This window comes from Pedobacter sp. D749, assembly GCF_019317285.1.
Classification (GTDB): Bacteria; Bacteroidota; Bacteroidia; order Sphingobacteriales; family Sphingobacteriaceae; genus Pedobacter.
Map to the genome: position 1 here is coordinate 4989946 of NZ_CP079218.1, position 25441 is coordinate 5015386.

At 38.8% G+C, this 25441-nt stretch carries 21 protein-coding genes and 1 riboswitch; of the genes, 11 read left to right on the plus strand and 10 right to left on the minus strand.

Going from position 1 to position 25441, the window contains the following annotated elements; genetic code table 11:
- Positions 1-645: 645 nt before the first annotated feature.
- The gene (gene apaG, locus KYH19_RS20435) at positions 646-1032 is read right to left on the minus strand and encodes a Co2+/Mg2+ efflux protein ApaG (RefSeq protein ID WP_132395811.1); all 387 of its coding nucleotides are present in this window, start codon (positions 1030-1032) and stop codon (positions 646-648) included.
- 35 nt (positions 1033-1067) lie between these two features.
- On the minus strand, positions 1068-2075 hold the full coding sequence (dusB, locus tag KYH19_RS20440) for a tRNA dihydrouridine synthase DusB (RefSeq protein WP_219076440.1): 1008 nt from the start codon (positions 2073-2075) through the stop codon (positions 1068-1070).
- A 43-nt stretch (positions 2076-2118) separates the two neighbouring features.
- Here dusB and KYH19_RS20445 point away from each other — a divergent pair, with 43 nt between their 5' ends.
- The 3 genes from KYH19_RS20445 to KYH19_RS20455 are packed head-to-tail and all read left to right on the plus strand — an operon-like array spanning position 2119 to position 4089.
- Positions 2119-3045: a CPBP family intramembrane glutamic endopeptidase gene (locus tag KYH19_RS20445; RefSeq protein WP_219076441.1), complete on the plus strand. Its 927-nt coding sequence runs from the start codon at positions 2119-2121 to the stop codon at positions 3043-3045.
- Positions 3026-3232 carry a putative signal transducing protein gene (locus KYH19_RS20450; RefSeq protein WP_165902565.1) on the plus strand — a complete coding sequence of 69 codons (207 nt, stop codon included), beginning with the start codon at positions 3026-3028 and terminating at the stop codon, positions 3230-3232. Before KYH19_RS20445 ends, KYH19_RS20450 begins: the two co-directional genes overlap by 20 nt.
- Before the next feature lie 47 nt (positions 3233-3279).
- Positions 3280-4089 carry a phosphatidate cytidylyltransferase gene (locus tag KYH19_RS20455; protein ID WP_219076442.1) on the plus strand — a complete coding sequence of 270 codons (810 nt, stop codon included), beginning with the start codon at positions 3280-3282 and terminating at the stop codon, positions 4087-4089.
- Between the two features lie 129 nt (positions 4090-4218).
- On the opposite strand, the gene KYH19_RS20460 is transcribed toward KYH19_RS20455, so the two are convergent.
- The 3 genes from KYH19_RS20460 to metE all read right to left on the minus strand — a co-directional run bounded on the left by KYH19_RS20460 (position 4219) and on the right by metE (position 7743).
- Positions 4219-4884 (minus strand): class I SAM-dependent methyltransferase, encoded by a 666-nt coding sequence (locus KYH19_RS20460; RefSeq protein ID WP_219076443.1) that lies wholly within the window; start codon positions 4882-4884, stop codon positions 4219-4221.
- 60 nt (positions 4885-4944) lie between these two features.
- Complete coding sequence (locus KYH19_RS20465; RefSeq protein ID WP_219076444.1) at positions 4945-5331, minus strand: acyl-CoA thioesterase; 387 nt, start codon at positions 5329-5331, stop codon at positions 4945-4947.
- Between the two features lie 78 nt (positions 5332-5409).
- Entirely contained in the window at positions 5410-7743 is a 2334-nt protein-coding gene (gene metE / locus KYH19_RS20470; RefSeq protein ID WP_219076445.1) for a 5-methyltetrahydropteroyltriglutamate--homocysteine S-methyltransferase, read from the minus strand.
- A gap of 191 nt (positions 7744-7934) precedes the next feature.
- A riboswitch (cobalamin riboswitch) is annotated at positions 7935-8143 on the minus strand.
- A gap of 127 nt (positions 8144-8270) precedes the next feature.
- Here metE and KYH19_RS20475 point away from each other — a divergent pair.
- A complete protein-coding gene (locus tag KYH19_RS20475; protein WP_219076446.1) occupies positions 8271-10967 on the plus strand; it encodes a M14 metallopeptidase family protein in 2697 nt (898 codons plus the stop codon).
- A gap of 297 nt (positions 10968-11264) precedes the next feature.
- The gene (locus KYH19_RS20480; RefSeq protein WP_219076447.1) at positions 11265-11981 is read left to right on the plus strand and encodes a DsbA family protein; all 717 of its coding nucleotides are present in this window, start codon (positions 11265-11267) and stop codon (positions 11979-11981) included.
- Between the two features lie 307 nt (positions 11982-12288).
- On the opposite strand, the gene KYH19_RS20485 is transcribed toward KYH19_RS20480, so the two are convergent.
- Both KYH19_RS20485 and mfd read right to left on the minus strand, forming a co-directional pair.
- Positions 12289-12510 carry a DUF3820 family protein gene (locus KYH19_RS20485; RefSeq protein ID WP_029274918.1) on the minus strand — a complete coding sequence of 74 codons (222 nt, stop codon included), beginning with the start codon at positions 12508-12510 and terminating at the stop codon, positions 12289-12291.
- Positions 12511-12613: 103 nt separating this feature from the next.
- Positions 12614-15952 (minus strand): transcription-repair coupling factor, encoded by a 3339-nt coding sequence (mfd, locus tag KYH19_RS20490; RefSeq protein WP_219076448.1) that lies wholly within the window; start codon positions 15950-15952, stop codon positions 12614-12616.
- Positions 15953-16260: 308 nt separating this feature from the next.
- On the opposite strand from mfd, the gene KYH19_RS20495 reads away from it, so the two are divergent.
- From KYH19_RS20495 to KYH19_RS20515, 5 genes are all read left to right on the plus strand, one after another.
- Positions 16261-16563 (plus strand): DUF2752 domain-containing protein, encoded by a 303-nt coding sequence (locus KYH19_RS20495; RefSeq protein WP_219076449.1) that lies wholly within the window; start codon positions 16261-16263, stop codon positions 16561-16563.
- Between the two features lie 5 nt (positions 16564-16568).
- Entirely contained in the window at positions 16569-16955 is a 387-nt protein-coding gene (locus KYH19_RS20500; RefSeq protein ID WP_090497432.1) for a TM2 domain-containing protein, read from the plus strand.
- A 170-nt stretch (positions 16956-17125) separates the two neighbouring features.
- A complete protein-coding gene (locus tag KYH19_RS20505) occupies positions 17126-18223 on the plus strand; it encodes a Nif3-like dinuclear metal center hexameric protein (protein ID WP_219076450.1) in 1098 nt (365 codons plus the stop codon).
- Positions 18223-18966 (plus strand): zinc ribbon domain-containing protein, encoded by a 744-nt coding sequence (locus KYH19_RS20510; protein ID WP_219076451.1) that lies wholly within the window; start codon positions 18223-18225, stop codon positions 18964-18966. Before KYH19_RS20505 ends, KYH19_RS20510 begins: the two co-directional genes overlap by 1 nt.
- Positions 18967-19136: 170 nt before the next feature.
- Entirely contained in the window at positions 19137-20624 is a 1488-nt protein-coding gene (locus tag KYH19_RS20515; protein WP_219076452.1) for a tetratricopeptide repeat protein, read from the plus strand.
- Here KYH19_RS20515 and KYH19_RS20520 read toward each other — a convergent pair.
- The 3 genes from KYH19_RS20520 to KYH19_RS20530 form a co-directional block, all read right to left on the minus strand.
- A complete protein-coding gene (locus tag KYH19_RS20520; protein ID WP_219076453.1) occupies positions 20621-21697 on the minus strand; it encodes a 3-oxoacyl-ACP synthase III family protein in 1077 nt (358 codons plus the stop codon). The genes KYH19_RS20515 and KYH19_RS20520 overlap by 4 nt on opposite strands.
- A 78-nt stretch (positions 21698-21775) precedes the next feature.
- On the minus strand, positions 21776-22426 hold the full coding sequence (locus tag KYH19_RS20525; RefSeq protein WP_219076454.1) for a response regulator transcription factor: 651 nt from the start codon (positions 22424-22426) through the stop codon (positions 21776-21778).
- Positions 22426-24303: a 7TM diverse intracellular signaling domain-containing protein gene (locus KYH19_RS20530; protein WP_219076455.1), complete on the minus strand. Its 1878-nt coding sequence runs from the start codon at positions 24301-24303 to the stop codon at positions 22426-22428. Before KYH19_RS20530 ends, KYH19_RS20525 begins: the two co-directional genes overlap by 1 nt.
- A 135-nt stretch (positions 24304-24438) precedes the next feature.
- Here KYH19_RS20530 and KYH19_RS20535 point away from each other — a divergent pair, with 135 nt between their 5' ends.
- Positions 24439-25419, plus strand: coding sequence for a cell envelope integrity protein TolA (locus KYH19_RS20535; protein WP_132395780.1), 981 nt, complete (start codon positions 24439-24441; stop codon positions 25417-25419).
- Positions 25420-25441 lie beyond the last annotated feature (22 nt).

Here is a 25441-nt window from a genome sequence, read left to right on the forward strand (position 1 = left end):
GTGGCACGGTAAGTTGTAAATTTGGGGTTGCAGGGTGCAGAAAAAGGATTTGTACTAAATGCTGAAACTGCCTTTCTATGATATAAATCCTGTTTTTTGGAAAGCAGGTTTTGTGGTAATAGGAGTGCTTCGGTCCCGCTCCCACTTTTGCCGATAGAAAAATATCGGCATCCCGCTTCGATCGGGTTTAAGTGGCACGGTAAGTTGTAAATTTGGGGTTGCAGGGTTCAAGAAGAAGGATTTATCTGAAATGCTGAAATTGCCTTTCTATGATATAAATCCTGTTTTTTGGAAAGCAGGTTTTGTGGTAATAGGAGTGCTTCGGTCCCGCTCCCGCTTCTGCCGATAGAAAAATATCGGCATCTCGCTTCGATCGGGTTTAAGTGGCACGGTAGGTTGTAAATTTAGGGTTGCAGGGTTCAAGAATAACAGTTTACACGCCATGCTGTTAAACCTTTGATATTGGCAGAAACATTGCAATTTAAACCTGATTGAAATGGAAAGCCCTTAAGCGAGGAACGAGTGCGGACTTGAAATGGAAAGCAGGACTAACATTAAAATGAAATGCTGAAATTGCTTTTCTAAAAAATGAATGTTGGTTTCGCCCTTCGACTACGCTCAGGGTGACAAAAATAAAGAAAAAAATTAATTTAATTTATAAGGGGCTACCAATTGAAATTCGGGAATATCGACATCGAATTCTGAGCCGTCGATATCGCGTTTCATCAAATATCTACCTTTCATGCTACCCATGTCAGTTTTTAGGTTACAACCTGAAACGTACACATGCGTTTCGCCAGGTTGAATAATAGGCTGCAAACCGACAACACCCTCACCTTCTACTTCCCTGCGGCTGGAGTTCGAATCGAAAATTAACCATTGGCGGCGCATTAACTGCACAGCATAATCAGAAAGGTTGGAAATTTCTACACGATAAGCGAACATAAAATGCTCGTTGGCCGGATTTGAATATTCTGGCTGGTAAACTGTTTCAACTGAAACTTTAACCCCGTCTGTAATAGCTGTAACCATGATGATAACGAATGTAAGAAAAAACCTTTCAAAAATCAAGCCAGTACTTTAGTGGCGTCGTAGTCGGCAAATTTCTCTGCCACTTCTTCTAAAATGCTGTAAATGTTGTTAATATCGGGCTCTGCCACCAAACGCATACGGTAAGGTTTAAAATCTGGCAGACCTTTAAAATAGTTTGCGTAATGGCGGCGCATTTCGAAAATCCCTGTTTTAGGACCTTTCCATTCCAGCGATTTATCCAAATGGGTACGACAAACGTCAATCCTTTCTTCAATAGTTGGTCCGGCAAGGTGTTCGCCGGTTTTGAAGAAGTGTTTTACCTCGCGGAAAATCCAGGGGTAACCAATGGCCGCACGACCGATCATAATGCCATCTACCTCATATTCCATACGCCAGTTGGCTGCTTTTTCAGGACTATCTACATCACCATTGCCAAAAATTGGAATTTTGATGCGTGGATTGCGTTTAATTTCGCGTATAAGTGCCCAATCTGCCTCGCCTTTATATAATTGAGCCCTTGTTCGGCCATGGATGGTAAGCGCCTGGATACCCACATCCTGTAGTCGCTCGGCAACCTCATAAACATTTTTGGTATTGTCGTCCCAGCCTAAGCGGGTTTTCACGGTAACAGGCAAATGCGAAGCTTTAACTACTGCATCAGTCATTTTTACCATTTTATCAATATCTTGCAATAAGCTGGAGCCAGCACCTTTGCAAACCACATTTTTTACCGGACAGCCATAATTAATATCCACAAGATCCGGACCTGCGGCAGAAGCAATTTCTGAGGCTTCGCGCATGTGATCGATATCTCCACCAAAAATCTGGATGCCGATCGGTCTTTCGTATTCGAAAATGTCAAGTTTTTGTCTGCTTTTTGCCGCGTCGCGAATTAAGCCTTCCGAAGAAATAAACTCGGTATACATCATGTCAGCCCCGTTTTTTTTGCATACGTAACGGAAGGGTGGATCGCTTACATCCTCCATTGGAGCGAGCAATAAGGGGAACTCACCTAAATCTATATTTCCTATCTTAACAGACATTTTCTATCTTCAACAATTAATAAAACACACAAAGGTACAAATAATGAATTTTGTAACACCCATCCGCAAAGGCAGCCACCCACTTTTACAGATATTTTTACTTTGCGTTTACTGGGCCGCTGGTGCGGTAATATGCACATTATTAGGTTTTATAGCCGTTGCAATTGTTTATGGCACCTCCATATTTAACGAATTTGGGATGATATTGAGTGGTGATCCTAAGTATATAACGGCCTTAAAAATAATCCAGATTTTTAGTTCGATCGGGATGTTTATATTACCTCCTATTGTTTTAGCTTATACAGAAGGACAAAAACCAAATACTTTTTATGGGTTTAATAAGCCATCTTTTATTCCCTTGATATTGGTTTTAGCGATCATGATTTTTAGTATGCCCTTTATGGAATGGGTAGCTGTACTTAATCAAAAAATGGTGCTTCCAGAGTTTTTAAAGGGGGTAGAAAACTGGATGAAGATGAAGGAACAGGAAGCTATGAAAATGACCATTCAACTCATTACGGTGAGGAGCAATTGGGATTTTGTGGTTAACCTGATTATGATAGCGGTATTGCCTGCTATTGGCGAAGAGCTCTTTTTCAGGGCAGGGCTACAGGGTTCGTTGCAAAAAATGATGGGCAATCATCACGTCGCCATTTGGAGTACGGCCATTATCTTTAGTGCAATCCATCTCCAGTTTTATGGATTTTTGCCACGCATGTTACTGGGTGCTGGCTTTGGTTATCTGTATTATTATAGCGGAAGCATCTGGTATGCCATGGTGGCGCATTTTTTAAACAATGCTTATGCGGTTTGTGCTGCTTTTTATATGCAAAAACATCACATGCCACTCGATAAAGCTGATGAACCGATTGGTTTTCCGTGGTATGGCTATTTAATTAGTGCAATAATTACCATAGCTTTGTTTAAATTTTTTAAAGATAACGCAACACGTGAGCGAAAATTGGGTTAAAGTATATACCACCAGCGATGCCTTTGGGGCAGAGGTATTAAAACAGGGACTAACAGAGGCTGGCATCCCGGCAGTAACAATAAATAAACAGCTCTCGGCTTATAATATTGGCGAAATAAATGTTTTGGTGAATAAGGTAGATTTCGATAAAGCCATAGAATACATCGTTCAAAACGAAATTGAATAACAGGCTAAACATCATCCATTTTACATCTCCCATTTTACATTTTTAACATGAAAACCAGGGCAATAACCGCTTTCTTTTTTACCATCGTAATGCTTGGCTCTATCTTTTTGGGGAGTTATACGTTTACAGTCTTTTACCTCATTCTAAGTGTTTTATCCTTGTTCGAGTTTTATAAGCTGATTAAAAATTCAGGTATCAGGCCACATCGGAATATTGGTCTGGCAGCAGGATCTTTAATCTTTTTAATGGCTGCAGGCTTACATTACTTAGCATATGATGTTAAATACCTGTTGCTTTGCATCCCGCTCATTTTCTCCGTTTTTATTACTGAGCTGTACAAGAAAAACAAAATTCCATTCGCCAATATCTCTTACACTTTTGTTGGTTTTGTTTATGTAACCATTCCTTTCTGTTTTTTCCACGCCCTGGGCTTTTTAAAAAACTGGAATGAATATAACTTTCATTTACCACTCGCATTTTTATTGATGCTTTGGGCAAATGATACAGGTGCTTATCTGTTTGGTGTAAAATACGGTAAACGTAAATTGTTCGAACGTCATTCGCCAAAGAAAAGTTGGGAAGGATTTTTTGGGGGTATGTTCACTAGTGTTTTGGTTGGTTTTGGTTTATCTTTTCTCTTTACTGAAAGCCCGGCTTGGGTTTGGGCTGGTATGGCTGTATTAATTGCAAGTTTTGGTACACTGGGCGATTTGGTAGAATCGATGCTTAAACGCAGTTTGGATACAAAAGATAGTGGTGGATTGTTACCTGGGCATGGCGGCTTATTAGATCGTTTTGATGGATTGTTATTGGCTGCTCCGGTAGTTTACGCCTACTTGTATCTGATTTTGTATTAAAGGTTTATTTATCGTCCTCGTTTGTAACGAGGATGAATGAGATTCACATTTGTAATGTAGTTTTGTTATTAGCGATACTATCGCTATTCTCGCTAATCCTCGTTATAAACGAGGACTATAATGTGTTTCTTATGCTGTAGCCGTTACAATATAATATTCCCTCTCTATCTTTTCGTCGGTCTTACTTTGCACCCGCTCTAATTTTTTAGCAGTATCTTTAATTGTAAAACCAGCTTCTTCTAATAATTGCATTACTTTTTCTATTCCATATAGCGTAAACCCATAGGAAGTAAAAGGAAGATTTTGCATAAAGGTTTTATCGGCAAAACATAAGGCAAAAATGCCATTTGGTTTTAAAGTGCGCTTAATTTCGTTAAGGTATTTGATTGGATTGCTCCAGAAATAGAGGGTATTTACGGTAAAAATTTTATCGAACTGATTATTTTTAAAAGGTAGCGTAGCTCCATCCGTTAGTTCAAAACGGACAGTACCTTTATCAATAAGATCGTGATTGATTTCTTTTGCTTCAGCAATCATCGTTTCTGAAATATCGGCTCCGTAATATTTTAGATTTTCTGCTTTTGATAATAATTGAGCGATATGGCCACCATTCCCATGACCGATTTCTAAAACAGTTTCATTGCTTTTAAGATCTAATGCCTCAATTGCAGAAGTGGTCATGCCGACATTACTGGTATGCATCATCTCTCCTGTTTTAATGCCATGTTCACCTTCAGGACAGCTTAATTGTTTCGCAATATTCTTTAACTCTTCTTCCGTATGTTGATGCTCCATAATCAAATTTAGAGATTTAAATCTGATGATTTCTATCCACTTTATAGAAGATTTATAATATTACTTGATTACCTGTACTGGCTTTTTGTTTTCATCGATGGCCACAAAAGTAAAATCGCCATGAACGGCCAGTTCCCTTCCTTCGGCATACATCTGTTCGATATAAATCTCTACATTAACTTTTAAACTGGTGTTACCCACATGGCTTACCTTACCAATAAGCTCTATGATGGTGCCTGCAGGAATCGGTTTTTTAAAATCAATCCTGTCGCTACTTACGGTAACCATAATCTGCCGGCTAAAGCGGGTTGCGGTGACAAAAGCAACTTCGTCCATTAAATGCATCGCTGTTCCTCCGAAAAGTGTATCGTAATGGTTGGTTGTATTTGGGAAAACGGCTTTAAAAATACTGGTTTTTGAATTTTCTATTCTTTCTTCTAATGTCATGGGGTAAATATATGATGAGTAAAAAGCTTTGACAACTTTCGTAGTTATTTTAAGTAGAAAGTTGCCAAAGTAAAAGAATTAATTCGCCTGAAGATCTGCTGATAACACTTTTTCAGTTTTACGCATCTCTTTTGCAGCTTCAACCATTTCGATCAATGCTTTTTTGGTTTCGTCCCATCCGCGGGTTTTTAAGCCACAATCAGGGTTTACCCAAAGTTGCTCCTGGGGAATAACAGCCTTTGCTTTTTTGAGCAATTGAACCATTTCTTCCCTCTTCGGAACCCTTGGAGAGTGAATATCGTATACACCCGGACCAATTTCGTTTGGATATTTAAAATCAGCAAAAGCATCCAATAACTCCATTTGCGAACGCGAGGTTTCGATCGTGATCACATCGGCATCCATATCGGCAATATTCTGGATGATATCGTTAAACTCAGAATAACACATATGTGTGTGAATTTGCGTATCGTCTTTCACTCCACTCGCCGAAATTTTAAAGGCTTTAACCGCCCAGTTGAGGTAAGTTTGCCAATCAGCTTTGCGCAATGGTAAACCTTCTCTAATGGCTGGCTCATCAATTTGAATGATTTTAATGCCTGTATTTTCCAGGTCACAAACCTCATCACGGATAGCCAGGGCAATCTGTGTACAGGTTTCTGATCGTGGTTGATCATTTCGAACAAATGACCATTGTAAAATCGTTACCGGACCAGTCAACATCCCTTTCATGTATTTTGAGGTAAGTGACTGTGCATAGGCGGTCCATTTTACCGTCATCGGTTTCGGACGCGAAACATCACCAAAAATGATCGGGGGTTTTACACAGCGTGAGCCATAACTTTGTACCCAGCCATTTTTAGAGAAAGCGAAACCATCCAGTTGCTCACCGAAGTATTCAACCATATCGTTACGCTCAAATTCACCATGAACCAAAACATCCAGATCGATTTCTTCCTGCCAGGTTACGGCTTTTGCTGTTTCTTTTGCGATGAGATCATCATACTCTTCAGTGGTAAAAGTTCCGTTTTTAAGCTTTGCTCTCCAGCTTCTTACCTCTGCCGTTTGCGGAAAAGATCCGATGGTTGTAGTGGCATAAATAGGCAAATTAAGCTCCTGTTGTTTTATTTTTCTAGTCGAAAATGGACTTAAACGTTTCGAATCTTGCTCTTTTAAGGCCAAAACACGCGCTTTTACTTCCGGATTGTGGATGATTTTAGAAACTTTACGATTAGCGATCGCTTTTTTGTTTTCCTCAAGTTTTTGCAGGGTAGATGCAGGGCTTTCGTTGGTGATCAGTTTTTTTAAGGTAGCTACTTCTGCAATTTTTTGTTTCGCATAAGCCAGCCACTGTTTAATTTCTGCCGAGAGGTTTTGTTCATTGGTTTCATTGTCCAGATCAACAGGTGAGTGAATTAATGAGCAGGATGGTGCTATCCACACTTTATCCAATCCTTTTTTTTCTACCACCTGATTAATTATGGATACAGATTTTTCGAAATCACTTTTCCAGATGTTCCTTCCGTCTACTAAACCTAGTGAAAGGATCGTGTCGTCTTTTAACGAGGCTAAGACATCTGTCAATTGATCTTCTGCTCGTACCAGATCGACATGTAAAACATTTACCGGTAATGAAGAGGTTAGTGCTAAATTATTGCCTAAGCCCTCAAAATAAGTAGCCAAAACAATTTTTAACCTAGGAAAAGCTTTTCTGATCTCTTTATAAGCATATTCATAAGCTTTCTTGTCTTTTTCGGTGAGGTCTAAAGTCAAAAACGGCTCATCAAACTGAACATATTCTATATCCAAAGCATCTAAACGGGATAAAATCTCGATATAAACCGGAAGGAGATTTTTGATCAGGTCTATTTTTTCAAAGCCAGTTTCTTTTTCTTTTCCCAGTAAAAGGTAAGAAACCGGACCGATTAGAACAGGTTTGGTGGTAATACCCAATTGTTTTGCCTCGTAAAACTCATCGATAATTTTAGTTGAGAAAAGTTTAAAAGGCTGGTCTTTGTAAAACTCGGGCACAATGTAATGGTAGTTGGTATCAAACCATTTGGTCATTTCCATTGCTACCACATCCAATCCCTCTTTCTGATAGCCTCTTGCCATAGCAAAATAGAGATCAAGTTCAGAATTTCCTTTTTTCAGGATCACTTCGTTGTACCTTTTCGGTATTGCCCCAAAGGTTAATGAATGATCAAGAACATGATCATAAAAAGAAAAGTCGTTCGATGGAATGATATCAATTCCAGCTTCTTTTTGAAGTTTCCAATTTTCGTGGCGAATGTTTTTTCCCACCTGAAGTACATTTTTGTACCCAGTTTTATCTGCCCAGTAATTTTCGCAGATTTTCTTTAATTCCCTTTGGCTACCTATTCGCGGATAGCCCAGATTTTGCGTTAGCATCTCTTTTAAAGATTAAGTAAATAAATCGTTTAAAAGCTCAAATCAGTATTTTATACTTTTCTGTTAAAATAAAAAAGGAAAGGTTACAGCACAGCCTGCCGACTCATCAGCAAAAAGCTTAAAGCAAGCATATAAAATTTTAATTTTATTGTGTACAATCAGACCTGACCAATTACTTTATAACGCGAAAGCACCGTCAATTCAATATAGGCAGGTCTCCTGACTTATTCCCGATCTTATCGCCTTCCCATCCCGGTAAAACGGAACAGTGGCATGAATGATAAGACCGTTGTCTTTTTGCTAAAGACAGAATTTACAGTTGCGCGACAGCTCGTGATTTGCACACGATTCCCTATTAATCCCGGTTGTAATTCCGGGAACCTGTATCGGTTGATGAAAAATAAAGTTAAGAACTTACATCAAGGCAAATGTATGGATTAGGATTTAAAACTTGTAACAAATTTACAGCAAGCCCTTTTTGGAGCTTATTCTCTGTTATATTTGATTACCTGACTTAAACTCTTATTATGATGAAAACCTGCTATAAAGGGCTTTGCATTGCTTTTTTAATGGTAAATAGCTGTGTGGTACTGGCCCAGGAAGTGCCCACTCCAAAATCGCATTTTGGTTTTGATATCGGCGAGGATTATCAACTGGCCAATTACACCCAAACAGAAGCCTACTTTAAAAAGCTTGCAACAGCTTCTAACCGTATTAAACTAGTTGATATTGGGAAAACCGAAGAAGGCAGAAGTCAGTATATGCTGATTGTTTCTTCACCTGAAAACCTGAAGAAATTAGATCGTTATAAAGAAATTTCACAACAACTGGCCCATGCCGAAATTACGCCTGAGCAGGCCAAAGTATTGGCACAGGAAGGTAAAGCAGTAGTATGGATAGATGGAGGCCTGCATGCAAATGAAGTGGTTGGCACCCATCAGCTGATCCAAACGGTATACGAATTTGCCTCCAGAAAAGACCCTGAAACTTTGCGTATTTTGGATAATGTAATCATTTTGTTTACTCATGCAAACCCTGATGGTCAGGAGCTGGTAAGCAATTGGTACATGAGGGATAAAGATCCGAAGAAAAGAACAACTTCCGGACTTCCTGTTTTGTACGAAAAATATGCGGGACATGATAACAACCGTGATTTCTTTATGTTAAACCTTAAAGAAACACAAAATATCGGTCGTCAGCTTTTTGTAGAATGGATCCCACAGATTATGTATAACCACCATCAGGCTGGTCCGGCAGGAACCGTTGTTGCAGGCCCACCCTATCGTGATCCGTTTAATTATGTTTTCGATCCAACACTATTAACCAGTTTAGATGCTGTCGGTGCGGCCATGCACAACCGCATGAATGTAGAAAACAAGCCTGGTTATACCCAGCGGGGAGGATCGGTTTATTCTACCTGGTACAATGGCGGTTTAAGAACCACAACCTATTTTCATAACATGATCGGGCTCCTGACCGAAATTATCGGGAACCCTACCCCTTCTGAAATCCCGTTGGTTCCTTCGAGATTACTGCCGAACGGCGATTCGCCAAACCCGATTACCCCAAGGAAATGGTATTTTAAAAACTCTATCGACTATTCGGTATCGCTAAACTATGCTGTTTTAAATTATGCACAACGTTATCGCGACGAATTGTTGTATAACATTTACCAGATGGGCAAAAATTCGATCGAAAGAGGTAAAAAGGATACCTGGTCTTTCTCTCCGAAGAGAATTGAAGCCATTAACAACGCTGCAAAAGTCGAAAAAGGTGTCCCGATTACCGGTGGAGATGCTGATTTTAGCCCAAGGCGACAGATGAGCATGAAAGCTTTTGATACGGTGATGAAAGCACCGGCAAACAGAGATCCGCGCGGATACATTTTAAGTGCCGATCAGCCCGATTTTAACTCTGCCATTAAGTTTTTGAATGCATTGATCAGAACGGGAATTGTGGTGCAAAAAGCAAAGGCTTCATTTACCGTTGCGGGGAAAAATTACCCTGCAGGAAGTTATGTGGTAAAAACCGATCAGGCTTTCCGTCCGCACGTTTTGGATATGTTTGAACCGCAAGATCACCCAAATGATTTCAAATACGAAGGCGGTGCACCAATTCCTCCTTATGATGCCGCCGGATGGACTTTGGCATATCTGATGGATGTGAAGTTCGACCGTATTCTTGACGATTTTTCAGGACCGTTTGAAAAAAATCCTTATGGGGAACTCTTAAAGCCAGAGCATAAACTACCAAATGGATCAGGTTATGTCTTAAGTGCAGCACAAAATGATTCTTATACCGCAGTTAATGATCTATTGAAAAACAAAGTTGAGGTTTACCGCTCTACTGAAAATGGAGACTTTTATGTTTCATCAGTAGGAAAATCGGTGTTGGAAAAAGCAAACATTATGCTAAAAGTCGCCGCTGCCCCAAAGGATAAAATTAAAATCTTTGCCAAAAGAATTGCCCTTTGGGATACTTATGGTGGTTCTATGGCTTCGGGTTGGGTGCGGTTTTTAATGGAACAGTACCATTATAATGCTACGGTAATCTATCCGCAGGACATTGATGCGGGAAATTTAAAATCTAAATACGATGTAATCATTTTTGTGGGCGGTGCAATTCCATCGGTTCAGGGCGGAGGATTTGGAAACAGATCTTTTGGTCCAAAGGCGGAAGAAATCCCTCAGGAATTTAGAAACCGTTTAGGCAAGATCAGCACTGATAAATCAATCCATGAGTTAAAGAAATTTTTAGAAGCGGGCGGCAATATTGTAACCATTGGCAGCAGTACTAACCTGGCTTATCACTTAAATTTACCTGTTCGTAATGCAATGGTCGAAATTGTAAATGGAGAGGAAAAACGATTACCTGCTGAAAAATACTATGTTCCTGGAAGTGTTTTAAATGTTGGTGTAGATACTTCTTTGCCTACCAATTGGGGCATGGAAAAGGAAGCCGATATCTATTTTGATAATAGTCCGGTTTTTAAACTCACTGGCGACGCCATTGCTTCTGGTAAGATTAAACCTTTAATGTGGTTCAAAAACGCCACACCGCTGCGCAGCGGCTGGGCATGGGGGCAGGCTTACCTGCAAGACGGGGTAACGGCTTTTGAAGCAAAAGTTGGGAAAGGTAAATTGATTGCCTTCGGACCCGAAATTACATTTAGAGCACAAACGCACGGTACTTTTAAGTTAATATTTAACCAGTTGTATAAATAGTTATAATTGAGTTTGCCATGTTGAGCTTCCTGATCGGTCGTCATTCCCGCGCAGGCGGGAATCGTAATGCACCTGCAAACCTACCAAGGCATTAAGATTCCCAATCAAGTTGGGAATGACGGTTCGTCGTAGCAGATCAATTATTAAGATTTTCTTGTCAATGTATATGAATTTTGTACAATAAATTGTCTCTCAGAATGACATTCTATGATTAATATAGAAGCCACTATCCTAAATGATAGTAGCTTTTTACTTTGGCCTTACTATAGCCAATTATAATCACCTTAATTTTGTGCTATGAAAGTAGAAATCTGGTCGGATGTAATGTGTCCGTTTTGCTATATCGGGAAAAGACATTTTGAACAGGCGATAGAAAAATTGCCCTTCAAAAATGAAATTGAAATAGATTGGAAGAGTTTTCAGCTCAATCCGGAGTATCACAATACCAATAATGAAACGGTATACGATTACCTTTCGAGAAGTAAAGGAATGCCGGCTGAGCAAGCCAAACAAATGACTAAGCAGGTTGTTGATATGGCTGCAAATGCAGGCTTAAGCATCGATTTTGATAACAATATTCCAGCAAATACCTTTAACGCACATCGTTTGATCCACCTGGCAGCCAAACATAGTCTACAAGATTTAGCGGAAGAAAAACTGTTTGAAGCACATTTTGTAAACAGTAAAAATATTGGCGAAACCGATGTTTTAGTTGATCTTGCTGAAGAAATTGGGTTAAATCGCGCTGAAGCAGAAGAGGTTTTAAAAGGAGATCAATTTAGCGAAGCTGTTCGTTATGATATTTATGAAAGCCAGAATTTAGGTATTAGAGGGGTTCCTTATTTTGTAATGGACCGCAAATATGGCGTTTCAGGTGCTCAACCTGTTCAGGCTTTTACCGATGCGCTTACCCAGAGTTTTACAGAATGGAAAGAAACTCAACCTAAAACCACACTTACCTCATTAAATAAAAATGATGATGCGGTTTGTGATGAAAATGGTTGTGAGATATAGATTTGTTTCCCGCAGATTACGCTGATCGACGCAGATTTTTTTCTGCTAAAATCATTTTGATCTGCGGAGAATTTACCTTCCTCGTCATGCTGAATTTATTTCAGCATCTATTAAATGGTTATGCGGTTAGATCCTGAAACTAGTTCAGGATGAAGATTGTAACAGGTCTTTTGAATACACTCATAGTGACAGATTCTAGAGAACGGTCGTCTTTCCCGCGCAGGCGGGAATCTTAATGCAACCCTACTAAGGCATTACGATTCCCAATCAAGTTAGGAATGACGATTCATCTATACTATCATTCTAACTACCGATTTTGATTCTTCAATGGCGTTAACAGGTATTCTAAGCCATTCACCCGTATTTCAAACATCGTAGCCATTAAGTCGCCCAATTTACCTTTCGGGAAGCCCTTATCCTTATACCAAAGCAAATAACTTTCAGGGATATTGCAGATCAGGTAACCTTTATATTTTCCATAAGGCATTTGCATTTTCACTAAATCGAGCAATAAGGTTGGGTCTAACATTTTTATTTTAAGGTAGTGCTGATAATTTGAAAAACATTAATTCAGTCAGTTCATTGACCGAATTAACGTTAATTGAGTCAGTCCGTTGACTGAATTAATGTTTTTAGTCGATAAGTTCCAACGTTTCGATTGCTTCCTCAACGGTTTTTACATTATCAAAAGCAATCCTTAGCGTATTTTTTACTTCTTTTAAATTACACATCCGTGGATGGTTTTGTGCAAAAGTTAAAATCCTGGTAAAGGTATTCGAATCGAAATAAGCCGATTGTTTATCGCTTAGGAAATATCCCCGCAAACTATTTTTCTTGAAACTGATTTTCTCGAAGCCCAATTTCTTGCCCAGCCACTGCAAACGCACCACACTCAACATGGTTTTTACTTGTGGTGGAACTGGTCCGAAACGATCTGCCAGATGTTTTTCAAAAATGGCAAGTTCAGCTTCATTATCGAGTTTAGAAAGTTCTGTATATAAATTGTAACGCTCGGTAATATTGGTAATGTAGGCATCCGGAATATATAATTCCAGATCAGTATCTACCTGCGTAAAGCCCACAAACGGACGGGCAGGTTCATTTTCGAACAATCCCTTAAATTCAGCCTCCTTTAGTTCTTGTATGGCTTCGTCCAAGATCTTGTGGTACATTTCAAAACCGATTTCGGCAATGAAACCACTTTGCTCTGCACCCAATAGGTTTCCACTACCGCGGATGTCTAAATCGCGCATGGCTACATTAAAGCCACTGCCAAGATCAGAAAACTCTTCGATTGCGCTTAAACGCTTACGCGCTTCGGAGGTTAAAGTAGATAATGGTGGTGAGAGTAAATAGCAGAAAGCTTTTTTATTGCTCCGGCCTACTCTACCACGCATCTGGTGCAAATCGCTCAAACCAAACATGTGTGCATGGTTGATAATGATGGTATTGGCGTTCGGAATATCTAAACCAGCTTCGATAATGGTAGTGGCCACTAAAACATCTTTTTCGCCATTAATAAAATCGAGCATCACATCTTCCAGTTGGTCACCATCTAACTGTCCGTGCGCAATACCAATTCTTGCCTTTGGAACCAATTTCTGAATTAATCCACCCAATTGCATCAGGTCGTTAACCCGGTTATGGATAAAAAATACCTGTCCGCCACGGTCTAATTCGAACTGAACGGCTTCCTGGATCAATTTATCATTAAAAACATGCAATTCGGTACTTACCGGTTGGCGGTTTGGTGGTGGTGTGCTGATGATCGATAAATCCCTTGCCCCCATTAAAGAAAAATGCAAGGTTCTCGGAATTGGAGTCGCCGTAAGGGTTAAAGTATCAACATTTACCCTAACAGCTTTTAACCTTTCTTTTGCGGTAACGCCAAACTTCTGCTCTTCATCAATAATCATGATGCCGAGATCTTTAAATTTTACATCTTTGCTCAGCAAACGGTGTGTACCGATCAAAATATCAACTTTACCTGCAGCAGCTTCGGCTAAGGTATCTTTGATCTGTTTACTGGTTTTAAAACGGTTAATGTAATCAACTGTAACCGGGAAATCTTTTAAACGGGAAGAGAACGTTTTGAAATGCTGTAGGGCCAAAATGGTTGTAGGAACCAGGATCGCTGCCTGTTTGCCTTCTGCTACTGCTTTAAATGCGGCGCGTACGGCAATCTCGGTTTTTCCGAAGCCCACATCACCGCAAACCAAACGGTCCATTGGATGTGGCGATTCCATATCCTTTTTCACATCCTGCGTCGCTTTTAACTGATCAGGGGTGTCCTCGTAAATAAAAGATGCTTCCAGTTCCGTTTGTAAATAGCTATCTGGCGAAAATGCCGTTCCGGCCTGGGTTTTGCGCAAAGCATAAAGCTTGATCAGGTCCCGGGCGATATCTTTAACTTTTTTTTTAGTTGTTTTTTTTAGCTTGTCCCAGGCATCTGTACCCAGCTTATTCATTTTAGGTACACCGCTTTCCTTGCCGCTGTATTTGGCAATGCGGTTTAGGGAGTTAATGTTTACATAAAGCAGGTCGTTATCTGCATAAATTAAACGGATCATCTCCTGAGTTTTGCCATTTACCTCAACCTTTTCAAGTCCGGCATATTTGCCGATGCCATGATCGATGTGGGTAACGTAATCACCAGATTTCAGTTCCCTTAAATCTTTTAAGGTAATGGCCTGACTTTTCTGATAACCTTTTTTAAGCTTGTATTTATAGTAACGATCAAAGATCTGGTGATCTGTGTAAAATGCGGTCTGGATCTGCGGATCTACAAAACCCTCGCGCAACATGCTATTGATCGGCGTAAACTTGGCTGTTTTGTCAATATCCTCTAAAATGGCATATAAACGCTCAATCTGTTTTGGCGAATCGGTAAAAATAAAATTGATAATTCCTGCCTTTTCATTCTCCTTTAGGTTATGGATCAGCAGATTGAAATCTTTATTGAATGATGGCTGTGGTTTGGTTTCAAATTCAAAGCGGTTATCAGTTTTATAAAAAAACTGTTTGCCAAATTCTACCAAGGGGAAATCCTGAAGGTGATCGCCCAATAATTTCTCGTCGCTAAAAGCAAATTTTGGATCAATCCAATCCGGGTTTTTATTCTTATCATCAAGCGAAAGTGCTTTCCAAAGTTCAACCGCTTTTTTATATCCCGCTTTAACAATATCGAGGGTAAACTCGACATCCTTAAACCAAAGCTGGGTGTCCTGATCAATATAATCAAGAATGCTGATGTTGCTTTCCGTTAAAAACTTTGCCTGAACGTTGGGCACAATGGTAAGCGACTTAACATCGGCAACCGAAAGCTGACTTTCAATTTCAAAACTTCTGATACTTTCTACCTCATCGCCGAAAAATTCAATACGGTAAGGCAAATCAGAAGAGAAAGAAAATATATCTACAATACCCCCACGGATGGAAAATTGCCCCGGTTCGTAAACAAAATCCCTGCGGTCGAAATCGTAATCAATTAAAAACTCGTTGATAAAATCAATGCCTAACTTTGCACCTAAACTAATTTCTAATGTGTTTTTTTCTAAAGCAGAGCGGTCGATCACCTTTTCGGCAATGGCTTCCGGATAAGACACGACAATTTTTCCGTATTCAGAATCGTGGTTCAGTTCGTTCAACACCTCTGCACGGGCCAATACATTTGCTGTATCTACCTGCGTAAAATCGAAAGATTTGCGGTACGAAGAAGGAAAAAGTAAAACCTGTTTATCCAGCACACTTTCCAGGTCGGATTGAAAATAAGCCGCCTCTTCCCTATCCGGTAAAACGAACAGGATAGGTTTGTGTAACAGGAAATAAGAAGAAAGTGCAACAATAGCATCGGCCGAACCCACCAATCCCTTTAATTGTATCTTTGGGTTTTTGGTCGCATTCAACGCTTTGGTAAATTGAGTTACCCTATCGTCGGTTTTGTATCTGTTTATTAAATCGCGAATGTTCAAGGCACAAAAATAAGCTTATCTTTTAATATTAACCCGCAATTTGCGTAAAGGTTTTTTTAACTATTTTTGGCAGGGTTGCGATGTGAAAATTAAATCGGGATGAGAAATAAGTTCTTGTTGTTAGATTGCATTTCTAGTTTGGTCGAAATATATCCTCCATTCGTCGATTAAGGGCAAATTGATGTAACAAAGGTAGAGTTACAACCTCTAAATTATATAAAAAGTGAAACAATGAAACCATCATGATTTCGAATAACACTAAAAATAAATCATGATAGCTTCAGACCATTGAAAATAAATGATAACTGATGAAATACGTTAAGAGCTTTCCACTAGAACTTTTTTTCTGGGTAGCGGCTTTAGTATTACTGGCAACAGCGAATAGCCACGAGCATCATTTTACACTTTGTCCTTTAGCTAATTTAGGCTTTAAGGATTGGTGTCCGGGATGTGGTATAGGCAGGTCAATCAGTCATATTTTACATGGCGAATTTACCGAAAGCTTTTCCGAACACTGGTTTGGGTTTCCGGCACTTTTAACAATAGTTTATAGAATTTACACCTTGATAAAAAATAAAAATAAATTTAAAATTTCAACCACAAATACATAGAAACCATGGATATATTTCAATCACCTCTAATGTCGTTACCAGGTATAACACCAGAGGAATACTCATATTTACAACAAGCAACAACCGGTTTAACTGAAGAGCAGTTGCGTAATTTTCTGATGGTTTACAGCAGCAAAAGAAAAAATCCATCTGATATGCTGATTTTCTGCTTAATCGGGCTATTTGCTGTTCCAGGCTTGCAAAGGTTTATCATCGGACAGATCGGAATGGGTATTTTGTACCTTTTAACTGCAGGTTTGTGCTTCATCGGATCAATTATTGACGTAGTAAACCACAAAACACTAGCTTTTGAACACAACCAGAAAATGGTTTTTGAAAGCTTGCAGATGGTGAGAATGGGTGGTGGATTTCAACAGGCAGGAAAATTTTAGTAGAATTAAATCTTAATACTTTAAATCCGTATCTAAATGAATTGGATGCGGATTTTTTCTGTTAAATGAACTGTCATGCTGAGGTACGAAGCATCTGCTGCCGATGAAAAAGATGCTTCGTACCTCAGCATGACAGAAAAAGAAAACAATGAAATTTCTATATTTATCAAATGAAATTAGCTGAAATTACCAATTATTTAGAAAGCATTGCACCGCTTAATTATCAGGAAGATTACGATAACTCCGGTTTAATTGTGGGCGATCCTAATATGGAAATCCGTGCTGCTCTGGTGGCTTTAGATTGCGTGGAGAAAATTGTAGACGAAGCCATTTCTACAGGCTGTAACCTCATCATTACCCATCATCCGATTGTTTTTAAAGGACTAAAAAAGCTAAACGGCAAAAACTACGTGGAACGTGTAGTGCTGAAAGCCATAAAAAACAATATTGCACTTTATGCCATTCATACCAATTTAGACAGCATCCATACCGGCGTAAATGCGAGGATCTGTGAACGTTTGGGTTTAACAGGCACGAAGGTACTTTCGCCAAAAACCGGACTGTTAAAAAAACTGGTTACTTATTGTCCACAGGCACAGGCTGAACAACTGCGGTCTGCATTGTTTTATGCAGGGGCGGGAAACATTGGCAATTATAGCGAATGCAGTTTCAATGCCGATGGTTTTGGCACCTTTAAAGGTAACGAAGATTCAGACCCTTTTGTGGGTGAAAAAGGTATCCGGCACCGGGAAAATGAAGTAAGGATCGAAATGGTATACCCTACACAGGCCGAGCGCAAAATTTTGCTTGCTTTGTTCGAAAACCATCCTTACGAAGAGGTAGCTTACGATATTTATAAACTCGAAAACAAACACCAGCTGGTTGGTTCGGGCATGGTGGGTTGGTTGGAATACGACATGGATGCATACGATTTTTTACACCTGGTAAAAGACAGGATGCAGGCTAAAGTGGTTAGGCATACTGATGTAATTGGCAAAAGGATTAAAAAAGTGGCAGTTTGTGGAGGTTCAGGAAGCTTTCTGTTAAAAGAAGCCATTGCTGCCGGTGCGGATGCTTTTATTACCGCAGATTTTAAATATCACGAGTTTTTCGATGCAGAGGAAAAATTGATCATTGCGGACATCGGACACTTTGAAACTGAACAATTTACCTCAAATTTATTGCTTGAAATTATTCAGAAAAAATTTACTAACTTTGCAATCCGTTTAACGGAGCAAAATACAAACCCCATAAATTACTTGTTTTAATGGAACAAACCGTAGAACAAAAGCTAAAGGCTTTATACGAATTACAAAATATCCACACAAAAATTGATAAGATCCGCCAGGTACGTGGTGAATTACCAATGGAAGTTGCCGATCTTGAGGATGACGTTTTAGGATTAGAAACTAGAATTGCAAAAATCAAAGGTGAACTTGATGATCTTGAAGATTCGATCGTAACCCGTAAAAATACAATTAAAGATGCGCAAGGTGCCATCAAAAGATACGATACTCAATTAAAAGAAGTTAAAAACAACCGTGAATACGATGCTTTAACTAAGGAAATTGAGATTCAAGGTTTAGATATTCAGGTTTCTGAAAAGAAAATTAAAGAACACGGTTTCGAAATCACTTCTAAAACTGAAATCTACGAAGCAGCTAAAGCAGAGTTAGATGGCAGAAAGAAAGATTTAGAAGTTAAAAAAGGCGAATTGGATGTAATTACTGCAGAAACTGAAAAAGAAGAGCAGGATCTACAAAAGAAAGCTGATAAAGCTGAGCCTCAAATCGAAGAGCGTTTATTGGTTGCCTACAAACGTTTACGCAAAAATGCGGTAAATGGTTTAGCGGTAGTAACTATCGATCGCGATTCTTGCTCAGGTTGTTTCAACCAGATTCCACCTCAACGTCAGTTAGATATCCGTCAACGTAAAAAAATTATCGTTTGTGAACACTGCGGTCGTATTTTGGTTGATGAGGCTTTAACCCACGAAGTAGCCGAAGGTTAATCCGTAAAGAAAAAATAATTAAACGTCCCGATCTAATCGGGACGTTTTTTGTTTAGGTCTGTTTTTTTGCTCACACAAAACAAGAATAACTTTTTAGCGTTTAATGTAGATATTTGTTAACATGTGAAGCTGTTGCGGCAGCACAGAACCAATCCGAAATAGAATCCCTGATGAATAAAAGCTTCCTTTTTTTTATAACCTCTGCCCTGCTCCTCTCTCCTTTATTTTCACTTGCAAACTTCGATTTTAACAACAATTGTCTAAACGCTTACAAGAGCATTTTCGAATTGAAACTCGGTAACGCAAGAGCATATATTTCAACCGAAAAGAAACAGCACCCCAATAATTCTATTATTCCTCTTTTAGAAAATTATGTAGATTATTTTACGGTTTTAACTTCAGAGAGCAAAGCTGATTTTGATCGCTTAAAAGGCAATAAATCTACCCGTTTGGATCAAATAAGTGATGATGATAAAAGTTCGCCTTATTACCTGTATGCCCAGGCGGAGATCAATTTGCAATGGGCGCTCATCCGTGGGCGCTTTGGAGAGTATTTTAACGCAGCTATGGAGGTTAAAAAAGCAAACAGTCTTTTGCAGGAGAACAATAAGAAGTTTCCGAATTTTCACTTAAACTTAAAAGGCTTGGGATTGATTAATGCTGTATTGGGCAATCTTCCGGACGGTGCTTTAAAAACGGCGCTTTCAACCTTTGGCATTAAAGGAAATCTGCAGAGTGGGTTAAATATGTTCGAAAAACTAGCTGATAACTTACCAAAATCATCGTACGAGCCTTTTTATGAAGAAGTGGTGTTTTATTATGCCTATGTATTAACTGATGTGGCACATAGCCCGCAGGCCTATGCAAAAACAATGAAATATACCGTAAGGATTGCCGATACCAGTTTATTAAAAAGTTATTTGCAGAGTTATGTATGCATTAAAAACGGGCATAGCGAAGAAGCCATTGCTATTTTAGCGAAGCGGCCTGAAGGAGGAGTTTATCAGCCTTTTCCCTATTTAGATTATCTGGAGGGCATTGCGCACCTGAACAAACTTGATCTTAATTCGGGGGCTTATTTTAACCGCTTTTTGCAGACAACCAAGGGTGTTAACTTTGTGAAGGATGCTTACCTCCATTTGGGCTGGATCTCTCTTCTAAAGGGAGATAAAGCAGCTTATACGGCATTTGCAGCCAAAGCAATTAAAAATGGTTATACCTATATGGAAAAAGACAAACAGGCAAAAGCCGAAGCGACTTCAGGTACGCCAACAGTTGACCTGTTAAAAGCCCGATTATTGTTTGATGGTGGCTATTTAAGCAAGGCCCTACAGATTCTTGATGATAAGAAGGTAACGGATTACACCAACGATAAAGACAAAACAGAACTGAATTACCGTTTAGGTAGAATTTATGATGATTTAGGGAAAGACGATCAGGCATTAACAGCTTACCAGGAAACAATTAACGAAGGAAAAAACCTGAAGTATTATTTTGCTGCAAATGCTGCGGTGCAAATGGGTAAGGTTTATGAAAGAAGGAAAAATATTGCGAAAGCAAAAGAGGCTTTCAATACTGCCATTGCCATGAAAAATCATGAGTTTGAAAGCAGTATTGAAAGCCAGGCTAGGGCCGGTTTAAAACGGCTGGCAAATTAGAACCGTTGAATAAAAGCATTAATATGCATCCCTGCTCCTACTGAAGCGAAAACAGCTACATCACCAGGTTTAACTTTATAGCCTTTAACTTCACCTTTTAAAACGAGATCCAATAAGGTTGGTACAGTTGCAACCGAGCTGTTCCCCAACCAAGAAATCGTCATTGGAACCAGGTTTTCTGGCACGGTATCTTTACCATATAACTTAAACAAACGTTTCATAATGGCAGTATCCATTTTGCCGTTAGCCTGATGAACAAATACGATATTTACATCTTCAACGCTTAATCCTGCTTTATCAATGGCCTTTTTAATTACCTGAGGTACCTGAACAACTGCAAATTCGTACAGCTTACGCCCATTCATTTTTAAGTAGAGGTTTCCATTGGTTTCATCAGGATGAGCGCTCTTGCCCATAGTTAATAAATTGCCATAATTTACCGCATGCGTTTCTGTTTTATGTGCCAGTATTCCTCTTTTTTCTTCTGATTCTTCTGCTTCGAAGATTACGGCGCCTGCACCATCTGAAAAGATCATGCTATCACGGTCATGTGGATCGATAATACGGCTTAAGGTTTCCGCACCAATAACCATAACACGTTTTGCATCTCCGCTTTTAATATAGTAATCTGCCTGTATTGCACCTTGTACCCATCCAGGGCAACCAAAAATGATGTCGTAGGCAACGCAGTCTGGATTTTCAATGCCCAGTTGTTGCTTTACCTTTGAAGCTAAAGAAGGTAAAATGTCAATGCGGTTACTACCCAAAGGGATATCACCAAAATTATGACAGAATATAATATAGTCTAAAGTTTCTTTATCAATACCTGCATTTTCAATGGCTTTTTCTGCAGCTTTTGCACCAATGTGATTGCTTAACTGCTCGGGGCAGGCGTAGCGTCTTTCTACGATCTCTGTAATCTCAGAGAATTTATCAATGATCTCTGAATTCTCCTTCTCTAATAGATTTCCATTCTCAAAAAATGTTGAGTTTAAGAATTCATTACCGGAAATAATATTTTGTGGAATATAACTCCCAGTACCGGTAATTACCGTATTTATTGCTTTGCTCATAATTATAATACCGCATACCAAAACGGTATGTAGTATAAAAATATCAATTATATTCGATATTCGAAAATAAATTTAATTTTAGCGCAGCTTATTTTCAAGGGCAAACTTTAATAATCCTGCTTTTCCCGTCACGTTTAGCTTTTGTGCCATATTTTTACGGTGGGTATCAACGGTGTTTAAAGCTATAAATAATTTTTGGGCAATTTGCTGTGAAGAATAGTCTTCGCTGATCAATTTAAGGATTTCCATTTCTCTCGCTGTTAGGTTGTGGCTTTTTTGAAAATGATCTCCATCGTTAAATACAGATGGCTGGACATCAGATTTTATTTTCTGGAAATATTTTTCGCCGCGCTGCAAATCTGATATAATTCTAAACAATGTTTCTGCATCGGTATCTTTTTGAACGAAAGCTTTCACCCCTATACTTTCTAATTTTGCTGCTAATTTAACCGTATAGTACATTGATAATACCATAATTTTTACTGAAGGGAATAATTGTCTCACTTTTTCGGCGGCAATTTCTCCATCTAAAACAGGCATATTTAGATCCAGGATTAAAATATCCGGTATTTGGTGGTTTAAAAGGTGCAGGATTTCCTTTCCGTTTGATGCCATGCCGATTATCTTAAAGTCAGGTTGTTCAGAAAGGATGGCCGATAATCCTTCGGCAAATAGTTTATGATCATCTGCAATCATTAATGTGGTCGGTTTTTGTTCAATTTTGTCCATTATTTCAGCGGGATATCAATAACGATTGTGGTTCCATTTTGATTACTGTCTACCTGAATTTTCCCGTTCAAATAGCTTACCCTCGAGCGTATATTCTGCATACCTAATCCCTTTTTATCCTCTTCCTGACTAAAACCAATACCGTTGTCTTCAGCCATGATATTGATCCTTTCATCAAAAGATAAAACCTGAATGGTCGCTTTTGTTGCCAAAGAGTGCCTGTTGATATTATTTACGAGTTCGTTAACCATACGGTAGATGGTAATTTCCATGCTGCTTTCGATGGGGTGTTCTACTTGGTAAACAAATTCGAAAGCAATTTTACCCGAGTGATTTAAGGTGATGAAGTTTTCTTTCAGGGTTTCAATTAAACCCAGTTGCTCAAAGTTTTTAGGCATTAAATTGTGCGAAATTTCCCTTAAGTCGGCACATGCCTTTTCAATCATGCTAATGGTTTGGTCGTAAAATATGCGGTCATTTTCTGTAAGTTTTAAAACTTTGTGCTGAAAAGCGGTGATATTTAGTTTTATAATGGAAAGTGTGCCGCCAAGGTCATCATGAAGATCGCGGGCCAAACGTGTCCGTTCATCTTCCTGTGCGTTAAAAATGCCATCGGCCAGGTCTACCTGGTGTTTGCTTTTTTCTTCGAGCAGGATTTCTTTTTCCTTCTTTAAAAAGTTATAGCGTTGTGTTAGTGCAAAAGAAAGGAAAATAATTTCTGCTGTTAAACCTACCACTAAACCATTTGGCTTTAATAAATTAAAGTTGGTGAGTCCTAACGTGTTAAAAACATAATTAAAAACCCCAAATAACAACATCACGGTTGCAATAAAATAATACCAGCCCAACTTGTAGCCTGATCTTATTCTTTCTACCACACAAATAATAATAATGATTACCGTAAGGAGCGCAAGAAAATTGTTGATGTAAAAAACCGTTTTTTCTAAAATAATGAATGATTTGAAGAGCATAAAAACCGGAATGATCGACATGGCCCAGCAGAATCTTTTGTAATAGTTTGTAAAGCGGTATAACTTACTGTTTGAGTGATTTTGATTTACAAATAGTTGCATCACCTGGATTAACAGTCCACAGCTCAGTGAGGCCATAATTAATCGCATGTAATCCTGGAGACCAGGTAAGTTTGGGTAAAACCATTGAAAGGCCAGGCCCTCTTCTTCCAGGATAAAAATCAGGGTGCAAAAAATGTAAATGGCATAATATAAGTGGATATTATCTCTAACCGAGGCAAACAACAATAGGTTAAAAATCACTGCAAAAACAAAAATGCCTGTGTAAAACCCAAACAAGGTGTGCTGTGGAATTTCTGCCTGAATTATATCAACATCGCGTCCAATAGACATCGGCATATACATATTCTGTCCGCGTTTATCTGCCCACAAATAAAAAGTGGCTTTTTCATGAGGCAAAAGAATCATTGGATAAATGAAGCTTCTGTTGCGATAAGGACGTTGTTTAAAAGGGAAATGATCGCCGGTTAAACCTAGCGGATAAATCTTTCCCTGCTCATTTACTTTAAACAGCTGGAGTTGGTTAATGCTTGAGCTCTGCTCCTTAAACATGAGGTGCACAGATTGATTTAAGGTGTTTTCGATATCAAAAGTAACCCAGTAATAAGATTGGGTATAACCTTTACTAAAAACTTTTCCTGATGTTAATGGGGTGAGTTTACCGGCCTGCTTATATTTTATAACAGAATCGATGTTCAGGTTTAAATTTTTGTCCTCAAAGAAATACCCATGCTTGCTAATATTGAATTTTTTGGCCGTATCGATAAAAATTGGATTGCCCTGCTGTGCAAAGCATACCCGGAGTGGATTTAGGAAAAATAGAAATAAGAAGAAAACTTTATTCATTGATGAGAGAATTAGCAAACGCAATCAATATTTTATAAATATAATATATAAAACAGATACTAAATATACCGAGTAAAGGGTATATAAATCGTTTGGTTGATCGGGTATTTTTACAATAAATTAAACGAACTTAAAATGAAAAATTTCCTGACGACTATTTTGGTGCTGTTTGTGGTACAGATGGTCAATGCGCAATCGCATGTTCCGAAAAGTGAATATAACAGATATAACTGTAGGTTCGCACCCAAGGGCTCGAACAATTCAGAAGGGAAAAATATGTGCCCGGCCTGTGCAAAAGAAGATGAGGATGCTAGAAAAAAGAAGATAGCAGATGATAAAGCAGCCTATGAAGCAGGCAAAATTAGAAATGCAAAGCTTAAGGCTGAAAGGGAGGCAGACTTTAAAAAGAAACTGGCCGAGACTGCAGAAAAAAATAAAATGACCGAAGTACGCGTAACGATGGGAAAAGTGCCTGTAACAGCAAGCAAAAAGGCTGAAGTGCCCGTAAAAAAAGTACCATCTAAACCCACAAAAGATATATTGTTTTTTGCCGACTACCCAGGATCAATGTCGATGAGTGGTAAAAGTTTAAACTATTTTTTGAACGAAAATGGCGATACGGTTTTAAAAAGCAAGGATTATGACAGCACTTTCGCTGCTTTTGGAGACAATAAAAATAATTTCCCTAAGAATATAGGAATCGTGATTTTGAATGAAGAAAACACCTTAACCAATGGTAAAACGAGAAAGGTTGCAGATATAGTTGACCTGAAGGGAAAACGGCTTTTTAATGATAAGAGCATCAGTACCATCTTTCATCTAATGAACGATTATTTTGTGATTGGCAGAAGCAAAGATTTTGGAGAGGATTCTAGCTGGGGCTATAATTACAGGCGAATTCAGGAAGTAGATATTTACAATGTAAAAACGAAAAAAACCATCACTTTGGATAAAGACCGCTCCAGAGTAGAACTTTATTTAACATTTGATCATCATAAACTGGAAGATGAAGGGCTAAAACCGGTGTTATCAAGAAGATATTCTAACTATGATGAAGACATATACTGCATAAATGCTGCAGGTGAGTTGGTTGTGAAAAGGTTTCAGGGTAGATAATAACCATTACCGTATGATCATA